The organism is Thioalkalivibrio sp. ALE19 (genome assembly GCF_000428605.1).
GTDB lineage: Bacteria > Pseudomonadota > Gammaproteobacteria > Ectothiorhodospirales > Ectothiorhodospiraceae > Thioalkalivibrio.
Map to the genome: position 1 here is coordinate 13,766 of NZ_KE386770.1, position 25,437 is coordinate 39,202.

General features: G+C 63.0%; 26 protein-coding genes and 14 tRNA genes. 8 read left to right on the forward strand and 32 right to left on the reverse strand.

Annotated features, from left to right (window positions below; all coding sequences use genetic code 11):
- Positions 1-4: 4 nt before the first annotated feature.
- On the reverse strand, positions 5-898 hold the full coding sequence (locus F787_RS0114165) for a rhodanese-like domain-containing protein (RefSeq protein ID WP_196801941.1): 894 nt from the start codon (positions 896-898) through the stop codon (positions 5-7).
- Positions 899-1,598: 700 nt separating this feature from the next.
- Here F787_RS0114165 and F787_RS0114170 point away from each other — a divergent pair.
- The 4 genes from F787_RS0114170 to F787_RS0114190 all read left to right on the forward strand — a co-directional run bounded on the left by F787_RS0114170 (position 1,599) and on the right by F787_RS0114190 (position 5,112).
- Entirely contained in the window at positions 1,599-2,507 is a 909-nt protein-coding gene (locus F787_RS0114170) for a periplasmic heavy metal sensor (protein WP_028492613.1), read from the forward strand.
- Entirely contained in the window at positions 2,507-3,583 is a 1,077-nt protein-coding gene (locus tag F787_RS0114180; RefSeq protein ID WP_155989633.1) for a hypothetical protein, read from the forward strand. The genes F787_RS0114170 and F787_RS0114180 overlap by 1 nt, the downstream gene beginning before the upstream one ends.
- 169 nt (positions 3,584-3,752) lie before the next feature.
- Complete coding sequence (locus F787_RS15875; RefSeq protein WP_051246189.1) at positions 3,753-4,853, forward strand: MBL fold metallo-hydrolase; 1,101 nt, start codon at positions 3,753-3,755, stop codon at positions 4,851-4,853.
- Positions 4,843-5,112 carry a DUF3006 domain-containing protein gene (locus F787_RS0114190; RefSeq protein ID WP_231373463.1) on the forward strand — a complete coding sequence of 90 codons (270 nt, stop codon included), beginning with the start codon at positions 4,843-4,845 and terminating at the stop codon, positions 5,110-5,112. The genes F787_RS15875 and F787_RS0114190 overlap by 11 nt, the downstream gene beginning before the upstream one ends.
- A gap of 52 nt (positions 5,113-5,164) precedes the next feature.
- On the opposite strand, the gene F787_RS0114195 is transcribed toward F787_RS0114190, so the two are convergent.
- From F787_RS0114195 to F787_RS0114340, 31 genes are all read right to left on the reverse strand, one after another.
- Entirely contained in the window at positions 5,165-5,380 is a 216-nt protein-coding gene (locus F787_RS0114195) for a hypothetical protein (protein WP_028492616.1), read from the reverse strand.
- Between the two features lie 30 nt (positions 5,381-5,410).
- A complete protein-coding gene (locus F787_RS0114200) occupies positions 5,411-5,803 on the reverse strand; it encodes a hypothetical protein (RefSeq protein WP_028492617.1) in 393 nt (130 codons plus the stop codon).
- A 113-nt stretch (positions 5,804-5,916) separates the two neighbouring features.
- Positions 5,917-7,197, reverse strand: a complete 1,281-nt coding sequence (locus tag F787_RS0114205) for a site-specific DNA-methyltransferase (protein WP_042806050.1) — start codon at positions 7,195-7,197, stop codon at positions 5,917-5,919.
- Entirely contained in the window at positions 7,190-7,936 is a 747-nt protein-coding gene (locus F787_RS16910) for a hypothetical protein (RefSeq protein WP_155989634.1), read from the reverse strand. The genes F787_RS0114205 and F787_RS16910 overlap by 8 nt, the downstream gene beginning before the upstream one ends.
- Before the next feature lie 162 nt (positions 7,937-8,098).
- Positions 8,099-9,466: a BRCT domain-containing protein gene (locus F787_RS17265; protein WP_369774286.1), complete on the reverse strand. Its 1,368-nt coding sequence runs from the start codon at positions 9,464-9,466 to the stop codon at positions 8,099-8,101.
- Positions 9,376-10,029: a hypothetical protein gene (locus tag F787_RS17270; protein WP_231373464.1), complete on the reverse strand. Its 654-nt coding sequence runs from the start codon at positions 10,027-10,029 to the stop codon at positions 9,376-9,378. Before F787_RS17270 ends, F787_RS17265 begins: the two co-directional genes overlap by 91 nt.
- Positions 10,014-10,487 carry a hypothetical protein gene (locus F787_RS0114220; RefSeq protein ID WP_028492619.1) on the reverse strand — a complete coding sequence of 158 codons (474 nt, stop codon included), beginning with the start codon at positions 10,485-10,487 and terminating at the stop codon, positions 10,014-10,016. Before F787_RS0114220 ends, F787_RS17270 begins: the two co-directional genes overlap by 16 nt.
- 80 nt (positions 10,488-10,567) lie before the next feature.
- Positions 10,568-10,999 carry a hypothetical protein gene (locus tag F787_RS0114225; protein ID WP_028492620.1) on the reverse strand — a complete coding sequence of 144 codons (432 nt, stop codon included), beginning with the start codon at positions 10,997-10,999 and terminating at the stop codon, positions 10,568-10,570.
- Positions 11,000-11,066: 67 nt separating this feature from the next.
- Complete coding sequence (locus F787_RS17065; RefSeq protein ID WP_196801942.1) at positions 11,067-11,204, reverse strand: hypothetical protein; 138 nt, start codon at positions 11,202-11,204, stop codon at positions 11,067-11,069.
- A 114-nt stretch (positions 11,205-11,318) separates the two neighbouring features.
- A complete protein-coding gene (locus F787_RS16915; RefSeq protein ID WP_155989635.1) occupies positions 11,319-12,158 on the reverse strand; it encodes a hypothetical protein in 840 nt (279 codons plus the stop codon).
- 144 nt (positions 12,159-12,302) lie between these two features.
- Entirely contained in the window at positions 12,303-13,346 is a 1,044-nt protein-coding gene (locus tag F787_RS0114240; RefSeq protein WP_196801943.1) for a hypothetical protein, read from the reverse strand.
- Between the two features lie 61 nt (positions 13,347-13,407).
- Positions 13,408-13,806: a zinc-finger-containing protein gene (locus tag F787_RS0114245; protein WP_028492623.1), complete on the reverse strand. Its 399-nt coding sequence runs from the start codon at positions 13,804-13,806 to the stop codon at positions 13,408-13,410.
- Positions 13,803-14,108 (reverse strand): hypothetical protein, encoded by a 306-nt coding sequence (locus tag F787_RS0114250; RefSeq protein ID WP_028492624.1) that lies wholly within the window; start codon positions 14,106-14,108, stop codon positions 13,803-13,805. The genes F787_RS0114245 and F787_RS0114250 overlap by 4 nt, the downstream gene beginning before the upstream one ends.
- Before the next feature lie 98 nt (positions 14,109-14,206).
- The gene (locus F787_RS0114255) at positions 14,207-14,440 is read right to left on the reverse strand and encodes a hypothetical protein (protein WP_028492625.1); all 234 of its coding nucleotides are present in this window, start codon (positions 14,438-14,440) and stop codon (positions 14,207-14,209) included.
- A gap of 91 nt (positions 14,441-14,531) precedes the next feature.
- Complete coding sequence (locus tag F787_RS0114260) at positions 14,532-15,098, reverse strand: HNH endonuclease (RefSeq protein ID WP_028492626.1); 567 nt, start codon at positions 15,096-15,098, stop codon at positions 14,532-14,534.
- A 157-nt stretch (positions 15,099-15,255) separates the two neighbouring features.
- A tRNA-Ser gene (locus tag F787_RS0114265) sits at positions 15,256-15,346 on the reverse strand.
- A 335-nt stretch (positions 15,347-15,681) separates the two neighbouring features.
- Positions 15,682-15,768 (reverse strand) — tRNA-Leu (locus F787_RS0114270).
- Between the two features lie 82 nt (positions 15,769-15,850).
- Positions 15,851-15,938, reverse strand: a tRNA-Ser gene (locus tag F787_RS0114275).
- A gap of 4 nt (positions 15,939-15,942) precedes the next feature.
- Positions 15,943-16,027 (reverse strand) — tRNA-Leu (locus F787_RS0114280).
- A gap of 51 nt (positions 16,028-16,078) precedes the next feature.
- A tRNA-Arg gene (locus tag F787_RS0114285) sits at positions 16,079-16,155 on the reverse strand.
- 23 nt (positions 16,156-16,178) lie between these two features.
- Positions 16,179-16,255 (reverse strand) — tRNA-Arg (locus F787_RS0114290).
- 10 nt (positions 16,256-16,265) lie between these two features.
- A tRNA-Glu gene (locus F787_RS0114295) sits at positions 16,266-16,340 on the reverse strand.
- A gap of 67 nt (positions 16,341-16,407) precedes the next feature.
- A tRNA-Lys gene (locus F787_RS0114300) sits at positions 16,408-16,483 on the reverse strand.
- A 1-nt stretch (position 16,484) separates the two neighbouring features.
- Positions 16,485-16,561 (reverse strand) — tRNA-Arg (locus F787_RS0114305).
- On the reverse strand, positions 16,552-16,746 hold the full coding sequence (locus tag F787_RS16670; protein ID WP_155989636.1) for a hypothetical protein: 195 nt from the start codon (positions 16,744-16,746) through the stop codon (positions 16,552-16,554). Before F787_RS16670 ends, F787_RS0114305 begins: the two co-directional genes overlap by 10 nt.
- Positions 16,747-16,771: 25 nt before the next feature.
- Positions 16,772-16,846: transfer RNA gene (locus F787_RS0114310), tRNA-Gln, on the reverse strand.
- 6 nt (positions 16,847-16,852) lie between these two features.
- Positions 16,853-16,929 (reverse strand) — tRNA-Thr (locus F787_RS0114315).
- Positions 16,930-16,987: 58 nt separating this feature from the next.
- Positions 16,988-17,064, reverse strand: a tRNA-Pro gene (locus F787_RS0114320).
- 341 nt (positions 17,065-17,405) lie between these two features.
- Positions 17,406-17,480: transfer RNA gene (locus F787_RS0114330), tRNA-Asn, on the reverse strand.
- A gap of 1,183 nt (positions 17,481-18,663) precedes the next feature.
- Positions 18,664-18,737: transfer RNA gene (locus F787_RS0114335), tRNA-Gly, on the reverse strand.
- A 973-nt stretch (positions 18,738-19,710) separates the two neighbouring features.
- Positions 19,711-21,975 (reverse strand): helicase C-terminal domain-containing protein, encoded by a 2,265-nt coding sequence (locus F787_RS0114340; RefSeq protein WP_028492627.1) that lies wholly within the window; start codon positions 21,973-21,975, stop codon positions 19,711-19,713.
- Positions 21,976-22,062: 87 nt separating this feature from the next.
- On the opposite strand from F787_RS0114340, the gene F787_RS0114345 reads away from it, so the two are divergent.
- From F787_RS0114345 to csf3, 4 genes are read left to right on the forward strand one after another with little or no spacing between them, the layout of a single operon-like run.
- Entirely contained in the window at positions 22,063-22,764 is a 702-nt protein-coding gene (locus F787_RS0114345; protein WP_028492628.1) for a hypothetical protein, read from the forward strand.
- Positions 22,761-23,510, forward strand: coding sequence for a type IV CRISPR-associated protein Csf1 (gene csf1, locus F787_RS0114350; protein WP_231373465.1), 750 nt, complete (start codon positions 22,761-22,763; stop codon positions 23,508-23,510). The genes F787_RS0114345 and csf1 overlap by 4 nt, the downstream gene beginning before the upstream one ends.
- Before the next feature lie 26 nt (positions 23,511-23,536).
- Positions 23,537-24,646 carry a type IV CRISPR-associated protein Csf2 gene (gene csf2, locus F787_RS0114355; RefSeq protein ID WP_028492630.1) on the forward strand — a complete coding sequence of 370 codons (1,110 nt, stop codon included), beginning with the start codon at positions 23,537-23,539 and terminating at the stop codon, positions 24,644-24,646.
- The gene (gene csf3, locus F787_RS0114360) at positions 24,646-25,302 is read left to right on the forward strand and encodes a type IV CRISPR-associated protein Csf3 (RefSeq protein WP_028492631.1); all 657 of its coding nucleotides are present in this window, start codon (positions 24,646-24,648) and stop codon (positions 25,300-25,302) included. The genes csf2 and csf3 overlap by 1 nt, the downstream gene beginning before the upstream one ends.
- Positions 25,303-25,437: the final 135 nt, after the last annotated feature.

Below are 25,437 nucleotides of genomic sequence, written 5' to 3' on the forward strand. Positions count from 1 at the left end.
TCGGTCAGTCCGTGGAAACGACGTCCCGATAGAACCGGTGGACGCCACCTTCCATGTAAGTGAAGTTGTCGATCCCTTCGGCCTGCAGAACAAAGCCGACCCAACGGACCTGTTTGCCGGCCTCGTCATAGATCAGCACTTCGTGGCCATTGGTATCGGCCTGCCGGATCGATGCCACCAAACGGTCGATATGTTCCAGCGAGTGGTATTCCTCGTTCATCGGAAACAGACGGGTATGCCGTTCATGGTCCGCCCGAATATCGAATACCCGGGTATGTTCGGACTGGGCCATCTCGGCAAAGGTCATCGGATCCATGGAACGCCCGTCCATACCGGATTCCAGATGTTCCACCAGCGTCGCCTGGTCCACGGATTCACCCATCAGGCGCACCGTCTCGGGCGCGTGCATGGCCCATTCCAGAATGCCGGAATCGTAGGCTTTCACGCCCTCGATCCCCGCCTCTCGCGCAGAGATAGCGGCGTTGTAGGCCTTGTAGCAAGTGCGCCCGTTGCAGTACGCCACGATGGGCTCATCGGTCTGTTCTCGGAGGGCCTTCAGCTGATCGGCGAAGTCCTCATCGTAGACATCCGCATGATGGGAGCCCTCGATGTGGAGGGCTTCATGCTCCATCTCCGTGCGCACGTCGACCAGAGTGTACTCATCGAACCGTTCCGCCAGCTCATCGGTTTCGATGACCTCGTAGCCGAACTTGAGGAAGGCTCCCCGGCCCTCGAAATCGTCGATGTCCGAATGCGCCATCCAGTCGGAGGCATGTTCCGGATCATCGGGGAGGTTCCCGTCGCCCATCGCCGGTGTTGCGATCAGCGGGAGAGCGGTGAGTGTCAGAGTCATCAGCGCGGCACGCCGGGTGGCGCGCGCCATTGCATTCCGGTGCATGGCAATCCTGTCCGTGGAAGTTTCGAGACGGATAGTACAACGGCTGGGGGAATCTGTGAACCACGACACAAAAAACCGGCGACGCCCAGTGGACGCCGCCGGTCGGTACAACATGCCTTCTAACCCGGAAGGCGCGGAGCCGTAGCGTGGCTTGACGTCTGCGTGCCATCGCCAGGAGGTAGGCCGTTGTCGGCCAGGGCGCTCACGCAGATGCAAACGTTTTTGGGCCATGCAACCTCGGGCACTGAATGCGTATCCCGCCCCTGTTCTAATCGGCCAGGGGCCGCCACCTTGCATTCCTTTCGCCGAAGGGCGATCCATCTATAAGACGCCACCTCTTGCGAATTTGTTTCTATATTAAACGAGGCGTTAGTGATTCTGTGTTGGCTTTCGTTCTCGCCTTTCGATGACTCCAATTTAGCAACAAAAGAAGGCGACGCAATTTCTTTGGAAAACGAATTTTCGGATTCGGGCCGGATCAAGAATCCGACGCTCCACCATGTCGTCGAGGGGCTGGATTGCAAGCTGTACGCCCTGCCTGAGTCCGCCCACGGCATTGCAACGCGCGCCAGATTGTCCAGAATAGGGGGAGGTCTGCAGGAGCGGGCTCGCACGGCTGCCGTGGGCGGTGGTGCCATTGAGACATCGGAGCCACCGGCATTTCGCCGGACGCTGAGGAAGGCAAAACGAGGGAACGACAATGGATACCCACGTAGCGATTATGGTCGCCGCACTGGTCTTTTTCCTGGCCCTGCCCGTGCTGATGCACGGGATTCAGTGGATCCGGGAAAACATGATCAATCCCCGAGCGAACACGGAGCCGGCCGAACCCGGTACTGAACCATTCCCGAGCACCCAGCAAAGAGAAACCGCCCAGGCCCGTGGTGAACATGCGGAACCCGCCAGGGCGGCGTCGACCGATCTGGACGATGCGCGGATTCAGGCCATCGCCGAGCGGGTGGCGGAACAGATGAAGGCATCGGGCGTGGATGATCAGTCACAGCAGCTCCGCCAGCAGAACGAATACCTCGCACGGGAGCTGAATCGGGCCGTCAAAGGGCGGGAGGTCGCCGAGGACCAGATGTCCCGCTGGGTTAACCGGGTCATTGAGGCTATCCACGAGCAGCAGAACCGCCAAGTCTCACACGCTTCTTCTGAACGCGCAGACGATACCCCCGAGGCGGGGTATGGCGTGCGCCTGGGCGCGGATCAGGCGCGAGTCGATGGCCACCAGGATTTCGCCTGCGCCAATGGGGTTCAGGATTTGCCGGCGGCCCTGTTGGGGGTTGGATCAGGCCCGAGCCGGACCACCCGGGAAGCTCCAGACCCCCCCGAAGAGGGCAATACCGAAGCAAGCGGGCCAAGGGAAGAGCCTCCAGGTCAGACGATCGCATTGCCCAGGAGCAACTTCGAACTGCTCCGCAAGTTCGACTGGGAGGTCCAGTTCATGCCCTCCCCGTTCCGGGAGAACGGGGAAAGCGAGTGGTTCGTGCTGGACAAGGGCCTCGCTGACAAGAAGCGATTCCCGGTGACTCCGGGGGCCGAGGATCCGCCCGGCGCGATCCGGCAGGCACGCAACGTCGCAGCCGAACAACTCCGGCTGCAGTGATGTCCGAAGACGACCACGGAGGGATCAAATTGAAATTTCTGATACATACCACCGAAGATGCGGATGGCTACCCGACACTCCTGCAAACGGATGAAGAGCAACTATCACCTGCAGGGAAGCTGACAGAAGAGGAGCGAATCGTCCTCGGGCGCCTGCCTGTTCAGGAGCTTCCGGATAACAGGGGCAAAGCAATCGTGCTGGATGCCGATACTGAAGACCCGGAACCCCTGATAGGGCCTCGGGATGGCACGAGCAGTCTGCCGGAAAAGCCGCAATTCAGTGAGGCAAACGAGGAGGCGGCAATGCTCCTTATTAACCACCATGTGGTCAGACTCCGGGAGCTGCGTGCCTTCACCTGGCAGCACTACGAACGGATCCCGGCTGCCATCCAGAAACTGGATCTGAACCAGACCCGAAAAGCCCCCGATCTCGAAACCATCGTGCGGGCGGCCTGCGACAAGGAAGAACTGGTGGCGAACCAGGCAGCGATCGACGACCTGGTGGAAGATTCACGCGTTCAGGAAGAAGTGGAGAAGAAAATGCAGGATGCAAATCAGCAGGAACCCGCCTCGCAAAGCAATGCGGAGTCCCGTGATGGAACGGAAAAGCTCCTCGAGTGGGCGTCGCGTGAAGGCAGTGAGCGGGTACGGCTGGCGGTGGAAATGAAGGTGGGCGACTACCAGGCGATGGCCCAGGAGGCCTTCATTCGCACGCACGCACCGGAAGGTTTTCAGCCGGGGCGCCCGGAAGGGACGCCGAAAAAACGGCCACGTCTTCAGGACCTGCAGGCGCTGAAGGCGCTTCGGGACCGGACATCGCAGGAACCGGACGGTGCGCTGCGTGAGGCCTCGCTGGTCTATCAGCCTTCCCAGGATGAGGAAGAGCCCATGCCGGAGGAGGACGCGCGCGCCTACGATCCGGGCAGCCCCGAAGAAATGCCGGAGAGCGGAAAGACCTTCCTGGAGGTGCAGGTCTGCGCCCCGGACGGTTCGCACTGCTGGTTCATGGCAGAGGTGGACGATCTCCACCATCAGGGGCACCACGAACCCATGGGAGAGAACCGGGAAGCGGCCTGACGCTCGGCCAGGACGCCGACTCGCAGAAAAGCCCGCCGGATGCGTTCGGCGGGCTTTTCTGGTTTATGGGGCCGCCGACGAGAAATGGCAACGCGAGCCGACCGCGCTATGATGGGGGCGAGTCAACAGACCCCGGCTTGGAGCCGGCCATTCAAGAAGGAGCTTGCCAATGCCTCGACCCCGTTTCTCTACCCTGTCCGCGGCCGTTGCCCTCGCCCTGTTCGCCGGGTCCGCCAACGCCAGCATGAACGCCACCGCCCTCGCCGTCGGCCAGGGCGATGCCATGCTGTTCGAGGCGGACGGCCAGACCGTGATGATCGACACCGGGCGGTCCCGATACGACGCGGTGAACCATCTCCATGACGCCGGCATCGACCGCGTGGATCTTCTGGTGGCGACCCACGCCCACGCTGACCATATCGGCGGCGCCGCGGCGATCCTGGAGCAGACCGATGTGGGGGCCGTCTGGTACAACGGCCAGACGCACACCACCCAGACCTTCGAGAGCTTCATCGACGCCCTGGTGGAAGCCGAGGATACCCGCTACATCGAACCGCAGCGTGGCCGGACCAAGAACCTCGGGAACATCGAGATCACCGCCCTGCACCCGGAAGGATCCGCAGCCGATTACAACGGCCACCTGCACGACGAGAACATCGTCGTACGGATCGATTACGGGCCCTGCTCCGCCGTGGTCACCGGGGACACCGAGCACCCGGGCGAGGCGGAGATCCTGCGTGCGGGCATGGATCTCGATGCCGACCTGCTGGAGCTCGGGCACCACGGGTCCAGCACCTCCAGCCGGCCCGAGTTCCTGGAAGCCGTGGATCCGGTCATCGCCATCGCACAGTACGGAGCGGACAACCAGTACGGCCATCCGCATGACGAGGTGATCGCCAACGTCGAGCGACACACGGATGCCCAGTTCTTCGGCACCGCCGACCGTGAGATCCGAATGCAGTGCGACCCGCGCGAGCACCGATGGTCGATCGAGGGCGGCGTACGCCCGGATGAACCGGAAACCGCGGGCTCCCCCGCGCCACCCTCCGGCGGTGGCGGTGCGCGCTCGACCCCTTCGGGTGGCTGCATCGACCTCAACAGCGTCTCACAGAATCGGCTTCAGGACATCATCCATATCGGCCCGGCCCGCTCCGAGCAGATCATCGAAGGTCGTCCGTGGAACAGCCTGGATGAGCTCACCGAGTTCTGGCGCGTCGGGCCGGAGGAAATCGCGGACATGCGCGATCAGGGGAAAGCCTGTGTCGATTGAGAGACTGGATCGGGGCGTTGTGGACGCCTTCGAGGATAGATGGGCCCGTGTGATCGTCGGGGAACCCGGCAGGGAGACGGCGCACCTGGTGTTGCGCTCCCGGTTGCCGGAAGACACCCGTGTCGGGGACGTGTTACGCGTGCGCCGCCCGCACAACGTGCCGGTGGATCAGGCGATGTTCGAGTTCGACGCGCAGGATACGGTGGAAACGCGGGAGCGGGTCCGGGGCAAGCTGGATCGGCTGCGTCAGAGGAGTTGAGCCTGGAGACCACCGAGGACAGTCACATCGCCCTGTCCTCGATGATTCGAAATCACTCGGGATTCCCGAGAACTTCGAGTTCGTGTTCCGAGCCCAGAAACGTGTACTCGAGGCCCAGCACATCGTCGTCCGCTTTCTCCTCAGCGAGAGCGGCCAGTTCCATAGGATCTTCCGGGTCCATCATTTCATCCGTGTCGACCTCGACAATCGTTTCGGCCTCGTAACGGGCATTCCGAACCACTCGAACTTTCTGTTGGATGGTCGCCATTGGTCGTGCCTCCTGTATCTTTTCTTTCGATTATCGTTCGATCGTCCGGCGAAACTCCGGCGTGTCCAGGTATTCCGGCCAGTCGCTCACGAAGGGGCGCAGGTCGTCCAGCGTCAGCGGCCGGGTAAACCGGGGATCCCGCATCCGTTCGGAAGGCGGAACTTCGCCCTCAAAGACCTCGGAATCCGGCGCCAGCCAGCGAAGAAGCTGCTCGGCCGTGTGGAATTGAGCCTGCGTGCGATAACCCAGATCCGGGTGTACAGAGACGCCGCGCATCTGCGCGCGAATCGGCGCCGGAATCCGTCGCAGAAGGTTGATCAAGGGCGATTGGAGTTTGACGCGGTGCGGCGTTTCCCCCTGAGTCTGGAAGCGCATCATCGCCCTCGGATGGCGCATCATATAGCGAATATCGCGGTGATCCATGATTACTGGCCTCCCCGGCTTTGGGCCGGTCTCCAGCGCCCGGGAATCGGGCGCGCTCGGTTGGCTTCAGGACCAATGTAACGGATTGCGGGGCGTTGTCGATTTTTCGACCTTCAGGCCGCGTCCGCCAGCCGCCTGGGTTGAGCGGAGCCATCGCTGCCGGTTTTCCAGAGCGCCGGATTGAACCAGGTCGTCTCTCGCTCGAACCGTGCCCCGCCAGCGGACTGCATGTACTCCAGCATGAGGTCCGTCGCGATCCACTCCCGACCCAGGCGCTCCGCAACCGCGGGGACCGTGCCCCCTCCGGCGAACGGGTCCACCACCAGTTCCTCCGCCTCGGTGATGAAGTGGACGAAGAACTCCACCAGACGCTCCGGGAACATGGCGCCGTGCGGCGGCAATCCGTGTTCCTTGGCGTACCGTTGGACGCGGTTGCGGCCGGCGCAGGTATGGCCGGATTCGATCACGTTGCCGGGGATTCGCCCCGGGGTCTGGCGGGCGTAACTGCTTCCAGGGCGGACACCATGGGCTCCGTCACTGGAGATGCGGACGCGCTGTTCGCCGCCCTGCGCCAGCATGTGGGTATGGCGTTCCGTGTGCGGCTCCAGCACCCGCTGGTTGTCCGATCCGCATTTCAGCGGATCGTTGGTGAACCAGTACAGGGGCTCCCAGGCCACGGTAAGCTGCTGATGGTTCTTGCAGGCCCATTGCGTCGGTCCAGGTGCCTTCTGACGGTTGTGCCAGACGACCTCATCCATCTTGTGCAGGCCGAGACGTTCCGCCAGCGCGAGCACCAGTTTCTCGCGGTACAGCGAACGCGCCGGAGAGCCGGTCTCGAAGATGTCGTTGGAAACGTTCAGGACGATGCTGCCACCGGGTTTCAGCGACTCGACGATGGGTTCCAGCGCCTCGCAGATGAAGTCGATGTACTCGTCCCCGCGCTGGTTGCCATAAGCCCGGGGCGAGGCCAGCGGGTACGGCGGCGAGGTGATGCACAGAGCGATCGGGGCATCCACCTGGCGAAACACGGCCCGGCAGTCCCCGAGGATGGCGACGCCCAGCTTGGTGGAGAACGCCACCAGGCCCGCGCCCGGGGCCTGCCACTCGCGCAGGCGGATCTTGCCCTTGCCCGTAAGGCGCCAGATCCCCCGTTCTTCGGGTACGCGCTCGAGCAGGCCGTCTTCCTTCAGCGATTGCTGAACCCAGCGCACCGAGCGGTGGAACAGGTTGTACCGGCGCCCTTCGGAGCCGACCGGCGCGACATGATCGGCAGGGTCCACGCCCAGTTCCTCCGAAACGCGGGCATAGACCTCCGGGTTGCTGGCGGCCTCCCGCTCGGCATAGATCCGGGCCGTGGCCGAAAACAGATCGAGTTGGGACGGGGCTTCATTCATCCGGATCGTCCTCCCCGCCCTGGCGATGATCCTCCAGAAGCCGTGCCCCTTCCTCGCGCAGATGCTCGAGGCCGGTCTGCAACGTCAGGGCATGGATGTGTCCCTCGATCTCGGTTTTCGCCGCCTCCTTGGCGTCCTCCATCGTCTCGGTGAAGCGGTCGTGGACAAACGCCACGTTCTCGGGCGCATTGCCGACGGCGAACTTCGCCTTGCGGACGGCCTCGCGGAACGGCTTCTTCGGGATGCTGCCGGACGTATTCGCCAGCGCCTCCAGTTCAGCGATTCGCTCCTTCGCCTCCGCCAGCGCCTGTTCGGTTTTCTCGCGCAGTTCGCGAGCGTGCTGGCGGTCGGCCGTCTCGTCCGGTTCCTCGATATCCGGCGTAACCTTGACCGAAGCCTCTTCGTCCGGAACCTGACGCAGCGTGACCGGCGTACCGCTTCCCAGGCCGACACTGGAGACGACCTGTGCCCACTGTGTCTGCGACATTTCGATCTCGACCAGCCCGCGATTGTCGCGCGCATGGATGAAATCGCTGGACAGATGGCGATCCAGACAGGCCCGGTGGATCGAAAGGCGGATCGTGTGCTGATGTTTCAGGGACGATCCGAACAGTCGGGAATTTCCGCTCGATCGAGAGACCTGGACGACGCCATAGGCCGGGTGTTCATAGCGGGTGGCCATCTCGCCCGGAGAGGTTTCGATCGGGCGCGCTTCGGGTTTCTGTTTGTCTCGTGCCATTATGCTGCCTCCTCCGGCTTCGGGCCGGCATCCTCAACCCGCCGCGGCGGGTGTGATTGCTCGGTTACGGCCCCAAGGTAGCGGATTTCGATGGACTGTCGATTTCTGCGCGTTCACGAAGCGTTCAGAGCATTCAGCCGTTCGTCGGGCAATCCTTATCCGTTATGCCTCAGCCTGCTGCAGCCAGCCCGCCCAATCCGACTCTTCCAGAATCCGCACCTGCTCCTTACCGGCCTTCTCATTGATCCCCTCGGCCTTCTTTCGCTTCGAGCCGGCTTTCTCGCCGAAGACCAGGATCGTGGTCTTGCTGTTGACCGACGACTGAACCGTGGCGCCCAGATTCCGGGCTTGGTCTTCCAGTTCGCCGCGCGTACCGATGGTCAGAGTGCCGGTGAACACCACCGCCTCACCGGACAGCGGACCTTCCGGGGCGTCCGCACCCGCCTCCGCCTTCGGCGTCGGGCGCAGATTGAACCCCAGAGCCCGCAGGTCCTCGATCAACGCTTTCTGCTCCTGAAGCTGGTCCGCGATCGACCGGGAGGTGATCGCGCCAAACCCTTCGACACCGGCGATGGCCTCGGCGGTCAGATCGGTCACCTCGTCCAGCGAGAACACCGACAGGAGCTTGCGGGCATCCCCGCGACCGAGGTGGCGCAGGCCGATGGCCGCGAGGAACCGCCAGTCCGGCACGGCTTCACGCCGGCAACGGGTCAGTTCCCGTTCGAGGTTGGCGCTCTGTCCCGGCCCGAACCCCATCGCCTCGAAATCCGCCGCCGTCAGATCGAACACCGAGCGGACATCGGTATAGCCCTGTTCCACCAGGACCGCCACCGTCCGGGGGCCGAACAGATCGGCGTTGCCCATCGTCTGGAAGAAGTGGCGGATGCGGGATTCCGCCTGTGCCGGGCAGCTCGCCGCGTTCGGGCAGACGGCGTATTCGCCTTCGACCTCGACAGCGTGGCCGCAGGACGGGCAGTGAGGCACCGCCATCGGTTTCGCGGCAGCCGTGACGACCCGTTCCAGTTTCGGGATCACGTCCCCGGCCCGGGTGATCTCGACTTCCGCCCCCTCGCCCAAGCCCTGCTGCGCGAGGTTCGCCGCGGTATGCGCCGTCACGTTCGAGATCACCGCGCCGGACAGCGTGACCGGCTCGATCTCCATGACCGGCGTGATGCGCCCGGTGCGCCCGGTCTGGAGGCGGATGTTGTGAACCCTGGTGGTGGCGGTCTCGCCTTTGGTCTTGAGGGCGATCTGCCAGCGATGGAAGCTCGATGTGGCACCCATCGCCTCGCGCACAACCGGCTCCGTCACTTCCAGTACCACCCCGTCCGTGCGGTACGGCACGGCCCGCCGCAGCGACGCCATGTGCTGTTCCCAGTTTTCCAGCAGATCGTCCGCGCTCCCCTGCCAGGACGGAAGCTGATCGTACGGGAAGAACATCATGGCGCCCGCTTCGGCGCCCCGGACATGGTGTTCCTTTGCGACATCCGCCGCGACAAACCCGGCGATGAAATTGCGCGGATGAGCCATGTCGAACGTCTCCGCGGTCGCCTCGCGGAAGAACAGTTCGTCCAGCACCAATTCTCCGGCACCCGGGGATCGATCATCCCCGGGGGTGCGAAGTCCGCGGTCAAAGGCGTGGGTGATGTCGGTGCCCCCAGTCCGTTGCCCCGGGTCACCAGACGCCCATCCGAACGCAGCATCCCGGCGATCCCGTCCAGCTTGGGCGTCATGCGGAACGTCATGTCCTCCAGACCGAAGCCCAGCGACTCGGCGGCCGACGCCACGCGGTTCACGAACAACCGGAGTTCGTCGGCGGTGTACGCCTTGTTGGTCGAGAACATCGGCGATTCGTGCTCCACGGACGCCCCGCTGAACGCATCGCCTTCCGGTTCGACCTGGTGCAGAAACGGGTGATCGGGGGCCCGTTCCGCCAGCGTGGCGACGAACAGGTGGTCATACACCTCGTCCGGCACCAGCGGCCTCCCCGCGCGATAGGCCGCGTTCAGGCGCTCACAGGTGTTCGCGAGTTCCTCGATGGTGCAGTCCATCGGATGCTTGATGCCCTCGGGCAGCTTCACCATGTCGTCCATGTTCGGATTCTTCGTTCCGCTTCTGCGATTCGCTGGCTCTCGATGCGCTCGGCGGTCTCCTCGCTGACCAGCTGGGTATCGAAATCGAAGCTGTCAAAGATGTCGCCCACATTGGCGAACTGAATCACCACACCCCGCGCCTTCAGGCGCTCACAAAGCGGGCCCTCTTTGTGATAATCGTAGGCCACAAGATCAGTCACGTTGAAATCCCCGAGGGGGTCTTCTTCAAAGGCATCCCGCCCCTCTTCGGTCGACTCCATCCAGTCCGAAATCGCTTCGATTATGCGATTCAGGATGGCCCATTGCGGCGGTCGCGAACCATCTTCAAAAAGACCCACGCAGACATTCACGTAAGCGACGGTGATGACCCTGGGCATTGTCTTCGATCGGGTAAAAACGAGCGTTTCTTCGATTTGCCCGTTGTCGAAAGAAAAGGTCTGATGGTTGGTATTGCTCACGGGGATTACTCCTTCCGGATTTGGGCCGGTTTCCGGTGTTGGTGATTCCAAGATATCAAAAGGCGTGATTTTGTCGATTTTCAGGCCGCATTGCGAGCCTTAACCGCACCCTTGGCCGCAGGATCCAAAAGCTCTTCTTCCCGTTTAATCTGGTCCTCCACCGCGCCTCCAAGGACATCCTCGACCACCAGACCATGCCGAAGGAGGATGGCCTTCAGGGCCTCATCCGTATGCCAACGGTAGGCAACCATGTCGGTCACCGTGAAGATGCCCGATGCAGACCGGAAGGCTTCCAGCCCGGAAACCGTATGCAGCATCCATTCGGAAATGCCAGCGGTGATCCGATTCTTGCAGGTTTCAACAGAAGGGCATTGGCCCTCTTCGCCCTGGGACGCTCGAACAACGATGCACCCGTTGGAAAGCTCACCCAGGGGTCCGCCCTCGCCTGTGAAAAACAGCGCCACCCTGAAGCGGCAGGCGTTTTCGAGATTTACGGTTTCTTCATCTGGCATTGCAATATTCCTGTCAGAGGTTGAGGGGTTCAACGAGAACGGAGAGAGGCGTGCGCCGCCAAATCGGTCACGCCCGCATAACACGAACGGATGTCGCGCCTTGAATTTTCAAAAAATCCGCGACCTTTTTAGCACTCTCTCTTGTCTCGAACTTGGAGGGTGTTTTTTCTTTTTTTCCTTGATTTCTGTATGTGATGTAGAACATCGATTCTCCCCTATTTCGAGTTGGGTTTGTTTACGATTTTAGGTAGTTCATCGAGAACAGGGAAAAGCGTGCGCCGCCGAAAAGAACGGGGTGCGCACGCCTCACCGGATCGGGTTATCCGCGATGCGGGTCCAGATCGCGAAGAACCGACGGAAGGTCATCCATGTGTTCTTCGGTATTCATCACCAAATAACGATCATGCTCATTCTTCTTTTCCGGGTCCAGCGGCAGTTCGACCGCGAAACGAATCGGCGCTATGAAGTGATGATCGAGGTTATCCATCGCAACTACACGAACCGGCTCACCCGGAACACAGGAGGCACCCTGAATCGTGGTCTCGAAATAGTTCACCGGGAAAGTAAAACGCTCACCTTTCTCTTCATTCGCAGCATTCCAAAGACGCTCGAACGCTTCGGAGATTGAAACAGGGAAAGGATCTTCCAGAATCGCGTTCATACTTTCACGGGACGCCTGATGGCCGAGATGCGCACGCTGTGCGAGAAGATTCACCAGAGCGCCCAAGTCGTATGGAAGCGAGTGGGCACCCACAAACTCGTCTTCCCGCTGGAGTTCATACCCATGCGGATCCACGATCTGAAGATAATCTTCATCGACACAGCCGGAAGAGGAGAAGACGAGATAGGCATCCGAACCATACCTGTGCTCATGGTTGACAACAGACCCGCTGAAATTCGGGGAACATCCGTTCGCTTCAGCGGCATACGAAACCGCGTCATCGACATCGGAAATCAGCCCTGGAACCTCATACGAATCGAACGGTACAAAAGGGGGATCATAATCGTTTTCAAGCGCCTGATTTTCCGCGCGATCATAGTGAACCCCAAGATCACGTTCCTCCTCCGTGACGGACACGGTGAAAGGGACCACGCGCGGTGCGCCGCTCGCATCGCGGCAGGCCAGCAGGACGACTTCTTCTTTTTTCGTTTGCGACATGAATGATGCTCCTTCCGGCTTCGGGGCCGGTTCCCGTTGTTGGAGATCCCAAGATAGCAAACGGCGTCCGTCTGTCGATTTTTGAACCAAAAAAGGCCGCCAGCATCCGCGATACCGGCGGCCTTTCGGTCGGGCACCGAGTGATCAGAGCAACCCGGACTCGACCTCCGCGTTCAGCAGGTCGTTTCGAGACAACCAGCGGTCCGCAAGTTGAGTGAGCAAGCCACGGATCTCGGCATCGCTACGAGCCTCCACCCAGTCCGCAACACCGACTGGACCACCCAGAAGGTCCTGAAACTCGCACATGAACGCACCCAGTTCCGGCCCGGAAAGACCCGTGACTTCGGCCACGACATGGCCGTTGAACCGCTGGCGGACCTTCTTCATCCGGCGGCGCCCTTCCAGCAGTTCGTCAAGCTCACGGGCGAATGCCGGGAAAGTCCGATAGGCCCGGGTCAGTGCATCCGCGCGCAGGACGGTGACATCCCTGGCGGGCGGATCCGCCTCCCCACGTTGGTCCAGCCACCGGAGGAACGCCTGGTACGTGGGCCGATTCGCGTCGCGCCGCCGAGCCTCGCCGGAGCGATTTTCCGGCCGGTACACGGACGGGTCGAAGTACGGTGACGACGCGACGAAGGCGAAGAGCGAATCCAGGGTGTCGAAGCCGCCTTCCAGCATACCGGCCCGGTAAGCATCCGGGTCGTAGCCAAGAAACGCCAGTGCCTCGTCCCAGTCCCGGGTGACCGCCAGTTCCGCCACGCGCTCGTTCTCGTCGTCCACTTCCAGCAGCAGGCCGACATCCGCCAACTTGAAGCCAAGACGGCGAGCGACACCACCCAGCAGGCCACCAAGATCGTTGCCCGCAAAGTACCAGCGGGCAAAATCGAACGCCCGCGCCGGCACCTGCACTACGTCCACCTGGAACACCCGATCGCCGTCCAGCGGAACGGCATAGCTCACCACCTGGCGGTTCGGGTCCGCGGTCTCCTTTCTGGAGCGGTTCACGACCATTTCGGTAGCGCCCAGCGCCTCCCGCAGCACCTCCGCATACTCGAAAGCATCGCAGGCCAACAGCACGTCGAGATCGCCGTGATCGGCCTTGCCGGGGAAAAAGCGCACGGGCTCGGCCCGATGGTCCACTGGGAGGACACGATCCATCGCCCGCTGGACCCGGGCCGCCAGCACCATGAGTTCGGACGCGTTCAGGCGCGTGTTGCTGTGTACGGCATGGCCTCCCACAACACCCTCCTCAAGCGGCCTCGATCGCTTCGCTGCAGATCGTGACGACCTGTTCGCACTGGGCTTCATCGAACTGGCCGATGTGACACCGCTTCACGGGAAGATCCATCTGCTCCGCCAGCCAAGCGTAAGCCTCCGAGCGAGTCATCGAACCGTCCCGCCAGAGCCCGTCGAACGCCTTGTGCGCCCGGGATTTCGCCCGGCGCAGGGCCGCGTTCGCCAGCCGCCCCAGCGGCTTGTTGGTGCCCGGATGGCAGCCCACACGGGCATCGCACGGCGCGCACTGATAGAAAGCTTTGCCGGCGAGATCCGGGCGGTGGGGATACACCTCCGCGCCGGTCACCCGCTCGGACCGCTCACCGCAGTAGGGGCACAGCGGCGCTTTCGGTTTGCGACCGCGGCGGCTCACTCCTGAACCTCCGCCTCGGCGGCCGCCTTCTCGATGACGGACAGGGCATTCATCTCGCCCAGCTCCTCCACGAGGAAGGCCGCCTGGGAGCCGGGGCCCTCATTGTTCACCCGGGACGCGGCTTCTTCGTAATCGCCGTAGACCTCGCCCGGATCGGTGCCGTCATCACCGCCGCTCATCGACCGGCCGGCCATGTCCGCGTGCAGATCGTGGATCACATCGTCCAGAAAATCGTCGCCGTGGACCTCTGACAGGATCCGCGCCCGTTCCTGAATCTGCGAAAGATGGATGTCGTTGTTCATGTTCCCTCTGATCGTTGTCCGGCTATCGGTCCGGTTCCGCCGGCATCGCCGGGTGAATTCGATTTCAGAGTAGCGAAAATCGATCCGATGTCGATTTTTTACTCGACGGTTTCGATTTCGTCCCGGCTCAGAACGACCTCCTGATCGTCTTCCGTGACCCAGATTTTCTTCCCTTCTGCCTGAACCGGCACCTGGGAGTCCCAGTCGATCTCCGTGGAACCCGCATATTCGATCGAACCGTCTTCATTGATGCCGGCCACCTCGGCTACGCCGTACAGCACTTCCTTCGTGCCCACGAGGACGGTATCGGTGCCTTTGATGCGAACAGTCATAATGCGCTCCTTCCCGGCTTCGGACCGGTTTCCGTTGATAGAGTCTCCATCTTAGGAAACGCGGCCCTTCTGTCCATTTTTTCGGAGGCAATCAGTTCCAGCGATCGTCCCGATCCGGGGCCAGCGCAGACAGGTACTCGTTCTGGTCCGCGAGGATCCGGCGGTTGGACAGGATCAACGCCTCCGCCCGGCTGGGCGCATAGGGTAGCGCGATGAGCGACATACCCGCCTGCTCCGGGGTGCGACCACCCTTCCTGTCCCCGTTGCAGCGTTTGCAGGAGGACGCGGTGTTGGTCCAGACGTCCTCGCCGCCCTGGCACCGCGGCACGATGTGATCACGGGTCAGCTCGTGCTCGGGGAAGCGGTTCCCGCAGTACAGGCAGGTGTGGCGGTCCCGAGCGAACAGCAGGCGGTTCGTCAACGGTGGCGTGTCGGGTGCCGGGTTGCGGTGGGCCTCGCGGGTCGCGATCACCGGATCGATGGTCAACACCGAACGTTGCCCGCCCCGAAGGCCACCCTGGATACGCAGCGGCGCATCCCCGAGGCTCCAGAGGACGCGATCGGCGAAGATCAGCTCGGCGGCACGCTGCCAATGGATCCAGGATACCGGCAGGCCGCCAGCATCGAGGCGCAGGATCGGCGGGTGGGCAGCAATCATGGCGGGAACTCCTTTTCGCGGCGCCCCGCCGAAACCGGCGAGGCCAGGGGTTAAGACCCGGCCGGGCCGCGAAGACCGAACGGGTTGAAAATGCTCCAGGTTGTCTTGGTGGGACATGGCGCTTGCGCGCCCGGCATCGGATTCGCAGAAGGTGTATTGGCGGAGGACCCGGGATTCGAACCCGGGAAACGGGGTTGCCGTTTACTCCCTTAGCAGGGGAGCGCCTTCGACCGCTCGGCCAGTCCTCCGTATTCGATGAAAAAGGGATGGCAGCGCCAGCCTGTCCGCCTTTGGTTATCGGAACGGTCATCCGCCGGATGAGGCGGAACTCGGTTGGCCCCGGCCACGGAGTCCGGGCGTTACTCCGGATCCCGTGGCCGCTTTCTCCTGACCCTCGCTAGGGCGGGAGCCTGCAATCGACTCACCCGTGGGCGTGAGTCGACCCGACGCCTGACTGTGGCCGGCTCTCGATCCGGCCTCGATTTTCACCGAGAAGACAGAGCCGTGGTCTGTGGCTCGGTTACTTTACGCTGCCATCGGGGATACAGCCTGGCACGGCTGCATCCCGCATGGCAGTGCAGATTGGTGCGCAGGGCGGGAATCGAACCCGCACGGCCTTTCGGCCACCGCCCCCTCAAGACGGCGCGTCTACCGGTTCCGCCACCTGCGCGGCGATCGTCGTGGCTCAATTTTGAGCGAAAAATACGGTTGGTGCTCAAAAATCGCCATTTCTGAGCACCAACGTTGAAAACTGGCGGAGGTGGAGGGATTCGAACCCCCGGACGGTTGCCCGTCTCCGGTTTTCAAGACCGGCGCTTTCGACCACTCAGCCACACCTCCAGACTGGTGCGCCCCGCCGGACTCGAACCGGCACGCCTTTCGGCAGCGGTTTTTGAGACCGCCGCGTCTACCTGTTCCGCCAGGGGCGCGGAAACTGAAGAAGAAGGCGGCTCACAACCGATCGCCTTCTCCGTGAAAACTGGCACCCTCGGCAGGACTCGAACCTGCAACCCTCGGTTCCGAAGACCGATGCTCTTTCCAGTTGAGCTACAAGGGCGTGGAAGGAATTCAAACTATGTCTGGCGCCCCGGGCAGGATTCGAACCTGCAACCCCCGATGTAGGAGACCGGCGCTCTGTCCAGTTGAGCTACCGAGGCCAAGAAAAAATGGTGTCCCTGCGGGGATTCGAACCCCGGTCGCCGCCGTGAGAGGGCGGAATCCTGACCGCTAGACGACAGGGACGCGGAAACGGATGCTGGCGGTGCGACACCGCCCGAATCGGGCATCCATTGATGGATGCCGTGGGAAATGGTGCGCGCGGGAGGGCTCGAACCTCCGGCCGATGGGTTAAAAGCCCACTGCTCTGCCAACTGAGCTACGCGCGCATGGCGCCCCGAGCGGGATTCGAACCCACAACCGACGATTTAGAAGACCGTTGCTCTATCCGTTTGAGCTACCGGGGCGGCGTGGAAGCGTTTTCGATAAGGCCGTCCGCCAGCCGCATCGAAAACGCCTCCGGGTTCTTCTTCAGGCGAGCCTTCACCTTGCTACGCTTCGGGCGCGTTTTGGGTTGATGGGCGTGCCCTTTCGCCAGGATCGGCGAACGAGCCACGGGGTTGCGCGATTTGCGCGGTTTCTCTCGTTTCATCGGTACATCCTCGATGGTGGTGAAATGGCTGGGCCGGCAGGATTCGAACCTGCGCATGACGGGATCAAAACCCGTTGCCTTACCGCTTGGCTACGGCCCAGTAAAGTGGTGCCTGCGGAGAGATTCGAACTCCCAACCATCGGATTACAAATCCGCCGCTCTACCAATTCGAGCTACGCAGGCGGGACCGATCGAAACGGGATCCGGGTCGACGCCGGCTTGACCCTGTATTCGAAGAAGATGGTCGGAGTGGAGGGATTCGAACCCCCGACATCCTGCTCCCAAAGCAGGCGCGCTACCAGGCTGCGCTACACTCCGAAAATGGTTGCCCGAGCTGGATTTGAACCGACGACCCTCTGCTTGCAAAGCAGACGCTCTCCCTACTGAGCTATGGCCCCAAATGGATGATGCAGCACGGGGTTATTGCCCGGTTACTGGATCTCTCGCCCTGACGACGCGTGCAGTGCATCGGCATCGGTTTGGCGGGCTCGTTTTCACCGCGAGGCACCCGTGCGCCTTTATCGCTGATTGCACCATCCGGGGTGTGCTCTGTACCCGAGCCCTGTTCCAGCCTGCCCCCCTGTTATTGGGGGCTGTCTCGGGCGGGTTGGCATTCCAGCGCGAAGCGCCACAAAGCCCACCCCGGATGAAGCAGAAGATGGCTGGCGTGGCAGGATTCGAACCTGCGACCACCCGATTAACAGTCGGGCGCCCTACCCCTGAGCTACACGCCATCCAGTGGTGGGCTCTGAAGGGGATCGATATACCCCGTCCTATGTCCCAAAGCCCACCCTGCATGGCATAAAAGACATAAAAGAAGAGGATGTAGCGAGACGAGACGATCCGGCGGGCAAAAGCCGTGGCACCAGGGAAAGGAGGCATAAAACCCCGTGCAGATTCAACCGAAACGCCCCAAAGCACTCCATCCGGCGGTTCCACCCGACCGGGACTCGAACCCGGACTACGGAACGCCGAGCCGTTATTGTTGGGCTCCCGCATCGCGGATTAAGGCGAACTGTCTCTACCCGTTGAGCAACTCGGTGGCACCCCGCATGGAGCGGATGGATGGATGACGAAGAGACCCCTGAAGTCGCAGCTTTCAGGGGACCAACGACAAAACAGCGTGAGAGTGCTGCGACAGCCCTCATCGACCTATGCCGCTGGATGCACAAGCTCCTCGCCATCCGGCGGTTTGCTCTGCCTCCCGGTCCGCTCCCCGAGGGTCATGCAAAGCAAACCCCGCATGGCGAAAAACTGGACAGCGCGACCCGGCGCGAGGCCGGGGCCGGTAATCCAGCAACTCGAAGAGGTCCATCGGTCAACCGAGCGCGAAGCTCCCTCTTCATTGGCGGAATTGGCTCGCCGGTTATCGTTCCGCGCTTTTGCAAACCCTGTTTGCCTTCCGCGCCATCCGGTGAATCGCCCTCGATGGGAACTGGAGGTCCTGTCGGCCGGCCTTCGATTACCGCTATTCGACGCTCTGGCCCGGTCACCTGAGTTACCCCGCCTTAGCGGAGGCGTTCAAAGGCGATTCCCGCATGAAGCGGGATGAAGCGATGCTCCCCTTTCAATCGGGTTCCCCTGTACCTGCCAGGCAGGCCAGCGGGGCATGCATAGGCTCAGAAGGCGTCCCCTCGTTCTTGCCACTAAGCAGCATCTTCGCTTCATCCGGGGTGCAACCAGGGGGCAATGATTTTTGACCTTTGCTCTTACAATCGGGACGGTCAGGCGAGTCCCGGGTTGCACCCCGCATGAAGCGGTCCACGGAATGCGGTCTTGCCCCGCGCACCAGCAATGCGCATTCCGCGCCATCCGGGGTATCCCCTGACTTCGGAGCCACACGGCGTCGTCCCGAAGTGCTCCCGATCCGGGGACGACGCCCCGACGCCAGGAGATACCCCGCATGAAGCGGAAACATGGAGCGGGTGATGGGAATCGAACCCACATCATCAGCTTGGAAGGCTGAGGTTCTACCATTGAACTACACCCGCAATAAGGGGCCGCCCATCACGGGCCGGCGTATGGCGTGCCGGAGGCGTACAGGACCGGGACCTGCCCGACCCTTTCCGTCTCGACCCCAACGGAGGATAAATCCTCCGTCCTTCTGCGAATCCGATTTGTTAAAGAGCGCGTCCGGGCACAAAAAAGCCCCGGAACAGGGGCACCGGGGCTGATTCGTTTCCCGGGGCCCGAAATGCAGGCCCCGATATTTCGGAAGCCTGATCTAGCCGTTTTCCTGCGCTCTCTGCGCAGGCGCCACTCCGCCTTGAAGGCGAATTGCTGAATCCAACCTGTTCTTCGGTTCGATCGAGTTCATGGCGCTTTCGTTTCGTGAAAGATTGACCATGATTCTACATCCCGCCAAGGGACTGTCAACTTCTTCCGTGAAATTTTTTCGCCCTCTTTCGGTTGCCCGATAACCGATTTCCCTTGCTCGGAAGGATCGAAGGATTTCTTTACCAACCGATCTTTCCTGAACGCAATTCCAATCTAGCAAACGAAATTCGCCTGTCGAATTCTTCTCTTCTCGCCGGCTCTGTTGGATTCATCTGGAGGTACACCCGCGAATATGGGACGATGGCGCTGTCAGGCCGGTACCGGCCTGGCGGAAGAACCCGTCAAACGGGTGGCTGGAAGAAGCGATGCCGCTTGCGCATCAGGTGGGCGTCGACGACCATGGCGGAAGAATCGCGCACCGCGCGATGGTTGGAAGAGGTGACGGCCCGGGATGACCGGGAGCCCCCATCACCAGGCGACAGAACGGCTCTTCGGGGCCGTGGTTGCGAAAACACGTCCAGGGCGGCCGCATTGCCCACGACGAGAAGGCGAAAGAACTGCCCTTCGGGCAGTGGTTGGAAGACGAACTGGTCGGTATTCTGCTTAAGGCCAGTACAGAGGAAAAGAACGGCCCCGCCGGGGGCCGTGGTCCGCGGTCGCCCCGGGTTCGCCCGGGGCGATGGCTTTTCAGTCCTGCGGATAGGACTCCAACAGCAGGCGCACCGGGGCGTACAACGGCTCCAGCATCGCGCGTGAATCCAGCACCCAGAGGTGGCGGCCGGTATCCTCCGGGGCACGCACCATCCGTCCGATCCCCTGGGCGGTCTGCCAGTAGGTCTCCGCAGCCTTCGAATCGAATCCGGTGCGCCCGCGGTTGCGTGCCGCCTGCCCGATCGAACGATTCAGCCCCACCGGCAGCCGTGCGATCACCAGATCCGAGACCTGTCCGGCGCCATCCGCAGTAAGGTTGATGCCGGTCCAGGCGGATCCGGTCGCCAGCCAGACCGGGCGCTGCCCCGCACGAACCCCCATCAGGAACGACTCCCGCATCACGGAAAGCCGCCTGCCCGACTCCTGCATCATTAGCCGCTCGGCCATGGGCGTTCCATTGAGACGGCGATACAGCCCCTGGATGTCGCTGTAGGACGTGAGCAGAACCAGGGTGCCCATCGAGGCCCGCTCCGCAATCGACTCGATGTGCGAAGCCATGCGATCCAGCCAGGACTCCATCGCTACCCGATAGGACTCCGAATCCTCGCCGTTGGAGGTGGGCGGGCGATCCTCCGCATCCCGGGTCAGGTGTGCGATCACGTTGTCCCGCACCCACTGGGGCCGGATGGGCGGCAGACAGCGCCGTCGGTCCTCGGGCAGGGACAGCACCCGCGAAAGGTGCTTGGCCGAATACCAGGTGGCGCCATCGGAGACATCCGCCCGGCGCGAATCCCGCGTCGGGACGTAAAGGGTCGCCGACACCAGTGCGGCCGCATCGAGTTGCGGCCAAATCCGGTCAAGCAACCGCTTCAGCCCGTGAGCCCCGGACGCCAGGGAGAGATACCCGCGCACCGGGGACGACGAGACCTGCAGCATGACCCGCTTGCCCGTGGCGCCGCCCAGTACGGACCGAGTGCGCTTCAACAGCGCCAGCAGACCGGGCTCCGGCGCATGAGTGCGGGATCGCTCCGCTCGGCTGATCAGGGTATCCAGTGCCCCATGCAGCCGGCCGGCCTCGCCCTGGACGGCGGCATAGCCCTCATCATCCGCCAGGAGCAACCGTTCGCCACCCTTCTCGGGGAAGCGCCCGCGCAGGGCTTTCAGGCCGGATTCGATGTCCTCGAGCGCCCTCGGGCAGTCTTTCAGGACCGGTGCCGGCAACCGTTTCGCCAGCCGCGGAAGCTGGTCGAGCGAGGCGGACGGCGACAGTACGGAGCTGGCGTTCTGTTCGAACTGATGGGCTTCGTCGATGATCAGCACGTCGTGCGGTGGCAGCAGGAAGCGTTCGAGCGCCATGAAACGCCCGTGCAGCGCATACATCGCGTGCGTGCAGAACACGATGGGGGCCTCGGTTTCGAGGTCCCGCGCCGCCAGCGCCGCCGTCACGCCGGGGTCCGTCGCCCTGTTCTCGTTTTCCTCCACCTCATCGGAGGACAGAACGAGCTCATCGGCGGTAAAGCCTTCCGGGAGAAACCGGGCCAGATCCTCGCTCAGGTGGGACACCGGCACCCCGCCGACCTTGGCAAACGACTGGGTGGCAGAGGTTTGACCGGGCGGAGCGCCCTGCTCCAGCCAGGCGGCCAGCTTCTCGCCGTGCTCCCGGATCTCCGGTGCTTCGCTCGACTGCATCAGCTGCGCCATCTGCCCCGCGCGCCCGGCGTGGAAGAACTGGGCCGCACCGAGGGCGAACTGCATGGAGCGGTTGAGGGTTGGCGCCCGGGAGAACTCCTCCGCCAGCGCGGCCAGCACCCCGAGCGTCGGAGCGCAGACCACCACCCGTTCACGGCCACCGGACAGCGCATCTTCGATCGCCTGGGCGATGGCCCGCCCCTTGCCGACGCCTGTGGAGGCCTCAGCGATCACGATCTTTCCATCCGTCAGCCCCGAGGACAGCCCTTCGTAGTACCGGCGCTGTTCCGGTCGCATCCAGTCCTTCGCCGGATCCGTCGCGGCCGTTTCATCCCCGGACGGCAGCGATTCGGCTTCCAGTGTTTCCAGGTGCCCGTGCAGCAATTCGCTGAGGACCTGCGCCCACGGCTCATCGCCCTCCCGAAAACCGGAAAAGGCCGCGAAATCCCGTGCCGTCAGGTTGATGGATTCGGATTGCGTACCGATGGGTGGCAGCGATTTTCGGATACCGGTTTCGGCGGCGGCGTGCAGCTGGTCTCGAAAGAACGGCGACACACTCGAACCCGCAACGTCGCCAAGAAGCGACGGCAAAAACTTGATACGGACTTTCATCTATGCTCCATTAAAGTGAACACTGTGCGCTTTACAGCGTACAGGCCGCAGACTAGGATGCAACCCACGTCCACTTGAGGAGCGAATATGTACTTCACCCACACGGTGCTGTGGCCCGGGGATCCGCCCCGGAATTACCGACACCTGCTCGCGTCGCTGGTGCCGGAGGAAGGCGAATTTCGGATTCCGCCCGCCATCTTTCACTATCGCGAGGACGGACACCCCGAGATCGGGAAGTCCCCGTTTCGGTTTCAGGTCGGCAAAGGTCGGGACGGCTCGGCAAAGCTCATGCTGACCGCGCTGGGGAATGCATCCATCACATTGCTGCGCCGAAACGCCTGGAAAGTGACCCACCTGTTGAGCGAACACTATGGCGAGCCGCTGGCGGACAGTACGCACACCGGATATTGCGAGATTCGCACGGCACCCCGCCCGGCCACCTTCATCATCAATCACATGGTGGCGGAACGGGCGCGGAACCATCGGGGAACGATGGAAGATCCGCAACGCCTGCGTCAGCGCATCCTGGAAGACCTGGAGCGCCAGTGCGCCCTTTTCGGACGCGCGTTGCCGGAGGGGATCGAAGACGCGATCTACGACATCCGCACGAGCGAGGAAACCTTCGCCACGCCGATCGCCGACGACAGGGTCGGGGTCGGCCTCAAGTGGATCGAGATGGATGCCGCCCTGGACCTGAAAGGCCCCTGGCACGTCGGAGCCCTCAACGCCCGGGGATTCGGGCGCATCATCCTGCCGAAGCGGGGTCAGGCCCGGAAGGAGGCGGCATGAGGACCGTTCCGAGCCCATCCCGGATGCTGGCGGAGGCCACCGGCATGGACCCGGTGGGGACCCCCTCCAACGAAACCTGCACCTGCCGCCTGTGCGGCGGAACCATCGAACAGGGGGATCTACGCTTCGAGCAGAAATTCGGCGCCAGTTTCAATGACGGAGCCGCCACCCTGGACCGGGTGGGCAACTGGATCTGTGGGTGGTGCGGACCGTTCCTTGAAGCGGGCCAGATGACCCAGATGCAGGGCGTGCTGGTTCATCAGCCCGAGGGCGAACCCGGCCAGGCCTGGCGGGTAACGCGCAACAGCCATATCCGGTGGGCCTACGACCAGCGGTTCGAGGGGCCGGTTGTGCTCGCCAAAGCCACGCGCAAGCGTGAACACCTGATCTGGCAGGCCCCGGTCTCGCTGTCCCCGGACCTGATCCAGTTCCGCCTGGGGCGGGACAACCTCGTCGTGCGCCGTGACCTCGTGGAGCAATTCCGCAACGCGGTCAACGACGACCTGCTGAAGGATCTGTTCCCGAAAACGCCTGCCGGCAAGCGGTTCTTCCGGCTCGGCCAGCAGATGGCGGAAAACGCCGTCAACGGCTTTCCGAAAGCCCGCGCCTGGTACGACGCACTCCCCGAGGACCTGCGAACGCCCTTCGAAAACATGGGCCCCGGGGATCTGTGGTTCGTTCAGTACGTCCTGACGCAAACACCGGAAGAACCGGCCCGGTTCAAGTTCGACACCCGCAACGCTTAAAGACGCAATCGAGAGGAAAAACCAAGATGATCGAAATCGAAGGAACCCTGTTCACCACCAGCCCGCTCCACATCACCGATGCTTCGCAGGATCGGCGAATCGAGAGCGGCAGCCAGACCATGCCGATGACCAGCACGCAGACGCTGACCGTGGTGGGTAGCGCCGACGAAGGGGGCAAGACGCCCGTGCGACGCGTACCGGTCATCCCGAGCAATTCGCTCCGGGGCCGGATCCGCCGCGCCGGGGTGGACGTGCTGATGGATGCGATCCGGGACCGCGGCGAACCGGCTCCGAACCTGCCGACCTACCATACCCTGTGCGCCGGCACCGCCGATGGCCGCCCCGCCAAGGGTGCGGCGGTCAACCTGGACCGGCGCCATCACCAGATGGAGCATCCCTTCATCGGCCTGTTCGGCGGCGGCCCGGAAATGGTGGAATCGCGATTCATGACGGATACCGCCTGGGCCCTGGTGCCGGAGACCGTCGAAAACCTGGATGTGCCGGCATCGTGCGAAAACGACGTGGTCGATCCGATGGGGCGCGAGAACCGCCTGCCGCTCACCCAGACGATCTTTTTCCGCCGCATCGACGATGTGCTGTCGTTCTCCGACCCCCAGGCTTCCGATCGGATCGAAAACTACCGTGAGGCGGCGCAGGAATGGCTGGACAGCCAGCGCCGGGATACGTCGAACGGGGATGGCGAAGAAAACCAGCACCGGGATTCATCGAACGGGGGTGGCGAAGAAAACCAGCGCGGCCCTCGCATCCAGGGCTGGAACGCGATGGAGGTGGTGCTGGCGGGGCTGCCCTTCTCTTTCCGCGTCGGCACCAAAACGAACAGCAACCCGGTTCAGGACGGCCTCCTGCTGGCCGCGATGGAACGGTTTGTGGAGCGGTATCCGCAACTGGGCGGCTGGACCGTGAAGGGCTTCGGTCGCTATGACCTGTCCTCGGTGCGCCTGAAGCATGACGGCGAGGACGTCGGCCTGCTGTTCACCCGCGAGGAAGGGAAGCTGAAGCTCAACCGCGACAACCCGCGGATCCAGGCGCTGCTGGACGAGTGGGACAGCTACGTCAACGCCAAGGAGAAGAAGCTGAAGACGGCGGATCTCCTGGACTGGGCGAAGGCGGCCTGATGGCGGGGGCAAACCTTCAGCCTCTCCGGGTTTCCGGGCACGTCAACGGGCTCATGGTTGAGCCCGAGCGCCCCATCGCGCTGGATGGGGTGCTCGCCTGGGCGGCCGTGGAAATGGCCCGGATGGAAGGGGCGGACAATCCGCTGCAGGCGCAGGAATCCCTGCCGCTGGGGCACGACGAAGACCGGGGCGTCTGGCAGGCCAGCTGGGTGTTCCGGGAATACGCTTCCCCGCTGCAGTTCCGCCAGCAGACAAAAAAAGGCGACCCGAACGCGATCCTCGAGGCGCGCAACCGGGGAGACTGGGAAGGCAAAATTAACTCCATCGCCACCGGTACCGGCATGTACAAGGGCGCTGTCCTCGAACATCCGTACCGCCAGGTCGGCATGGTGTCGGCCTGGTGTATCGGGGACCCGGAGCGGATCGAAGAACTGCTGGGGCTGGTGGAAGGCATCGGCCCGCTGCGCCGGCAGGGGTTCGGGCGCATTCGGGAATGGAACGTCGAGCCGGATCCGGCTGCGGAGGAAAACTGGATGCATCGGGCGCTGCCCGGCAACCCGGGCGGGTTCCTCCATACGGCCGGGGCCCTGTCCCCGCCCTACTGGCGCCAGGATCGGGTGCATCCCGTTTGGGTCCCCAGTACGGACCGGCTCTGATGTTGCCGATGCCGCGCGAGCACCGCTCTGGCGCTTCCAATGCCGGGGAGTGCTCGTTGGCGCAGGGATGCGGTGTGTGGCAGGTTGCGAGTTCCGCCGGGGCATCAGTGAAGGCCGCGAAGGCGGACCGCTCGC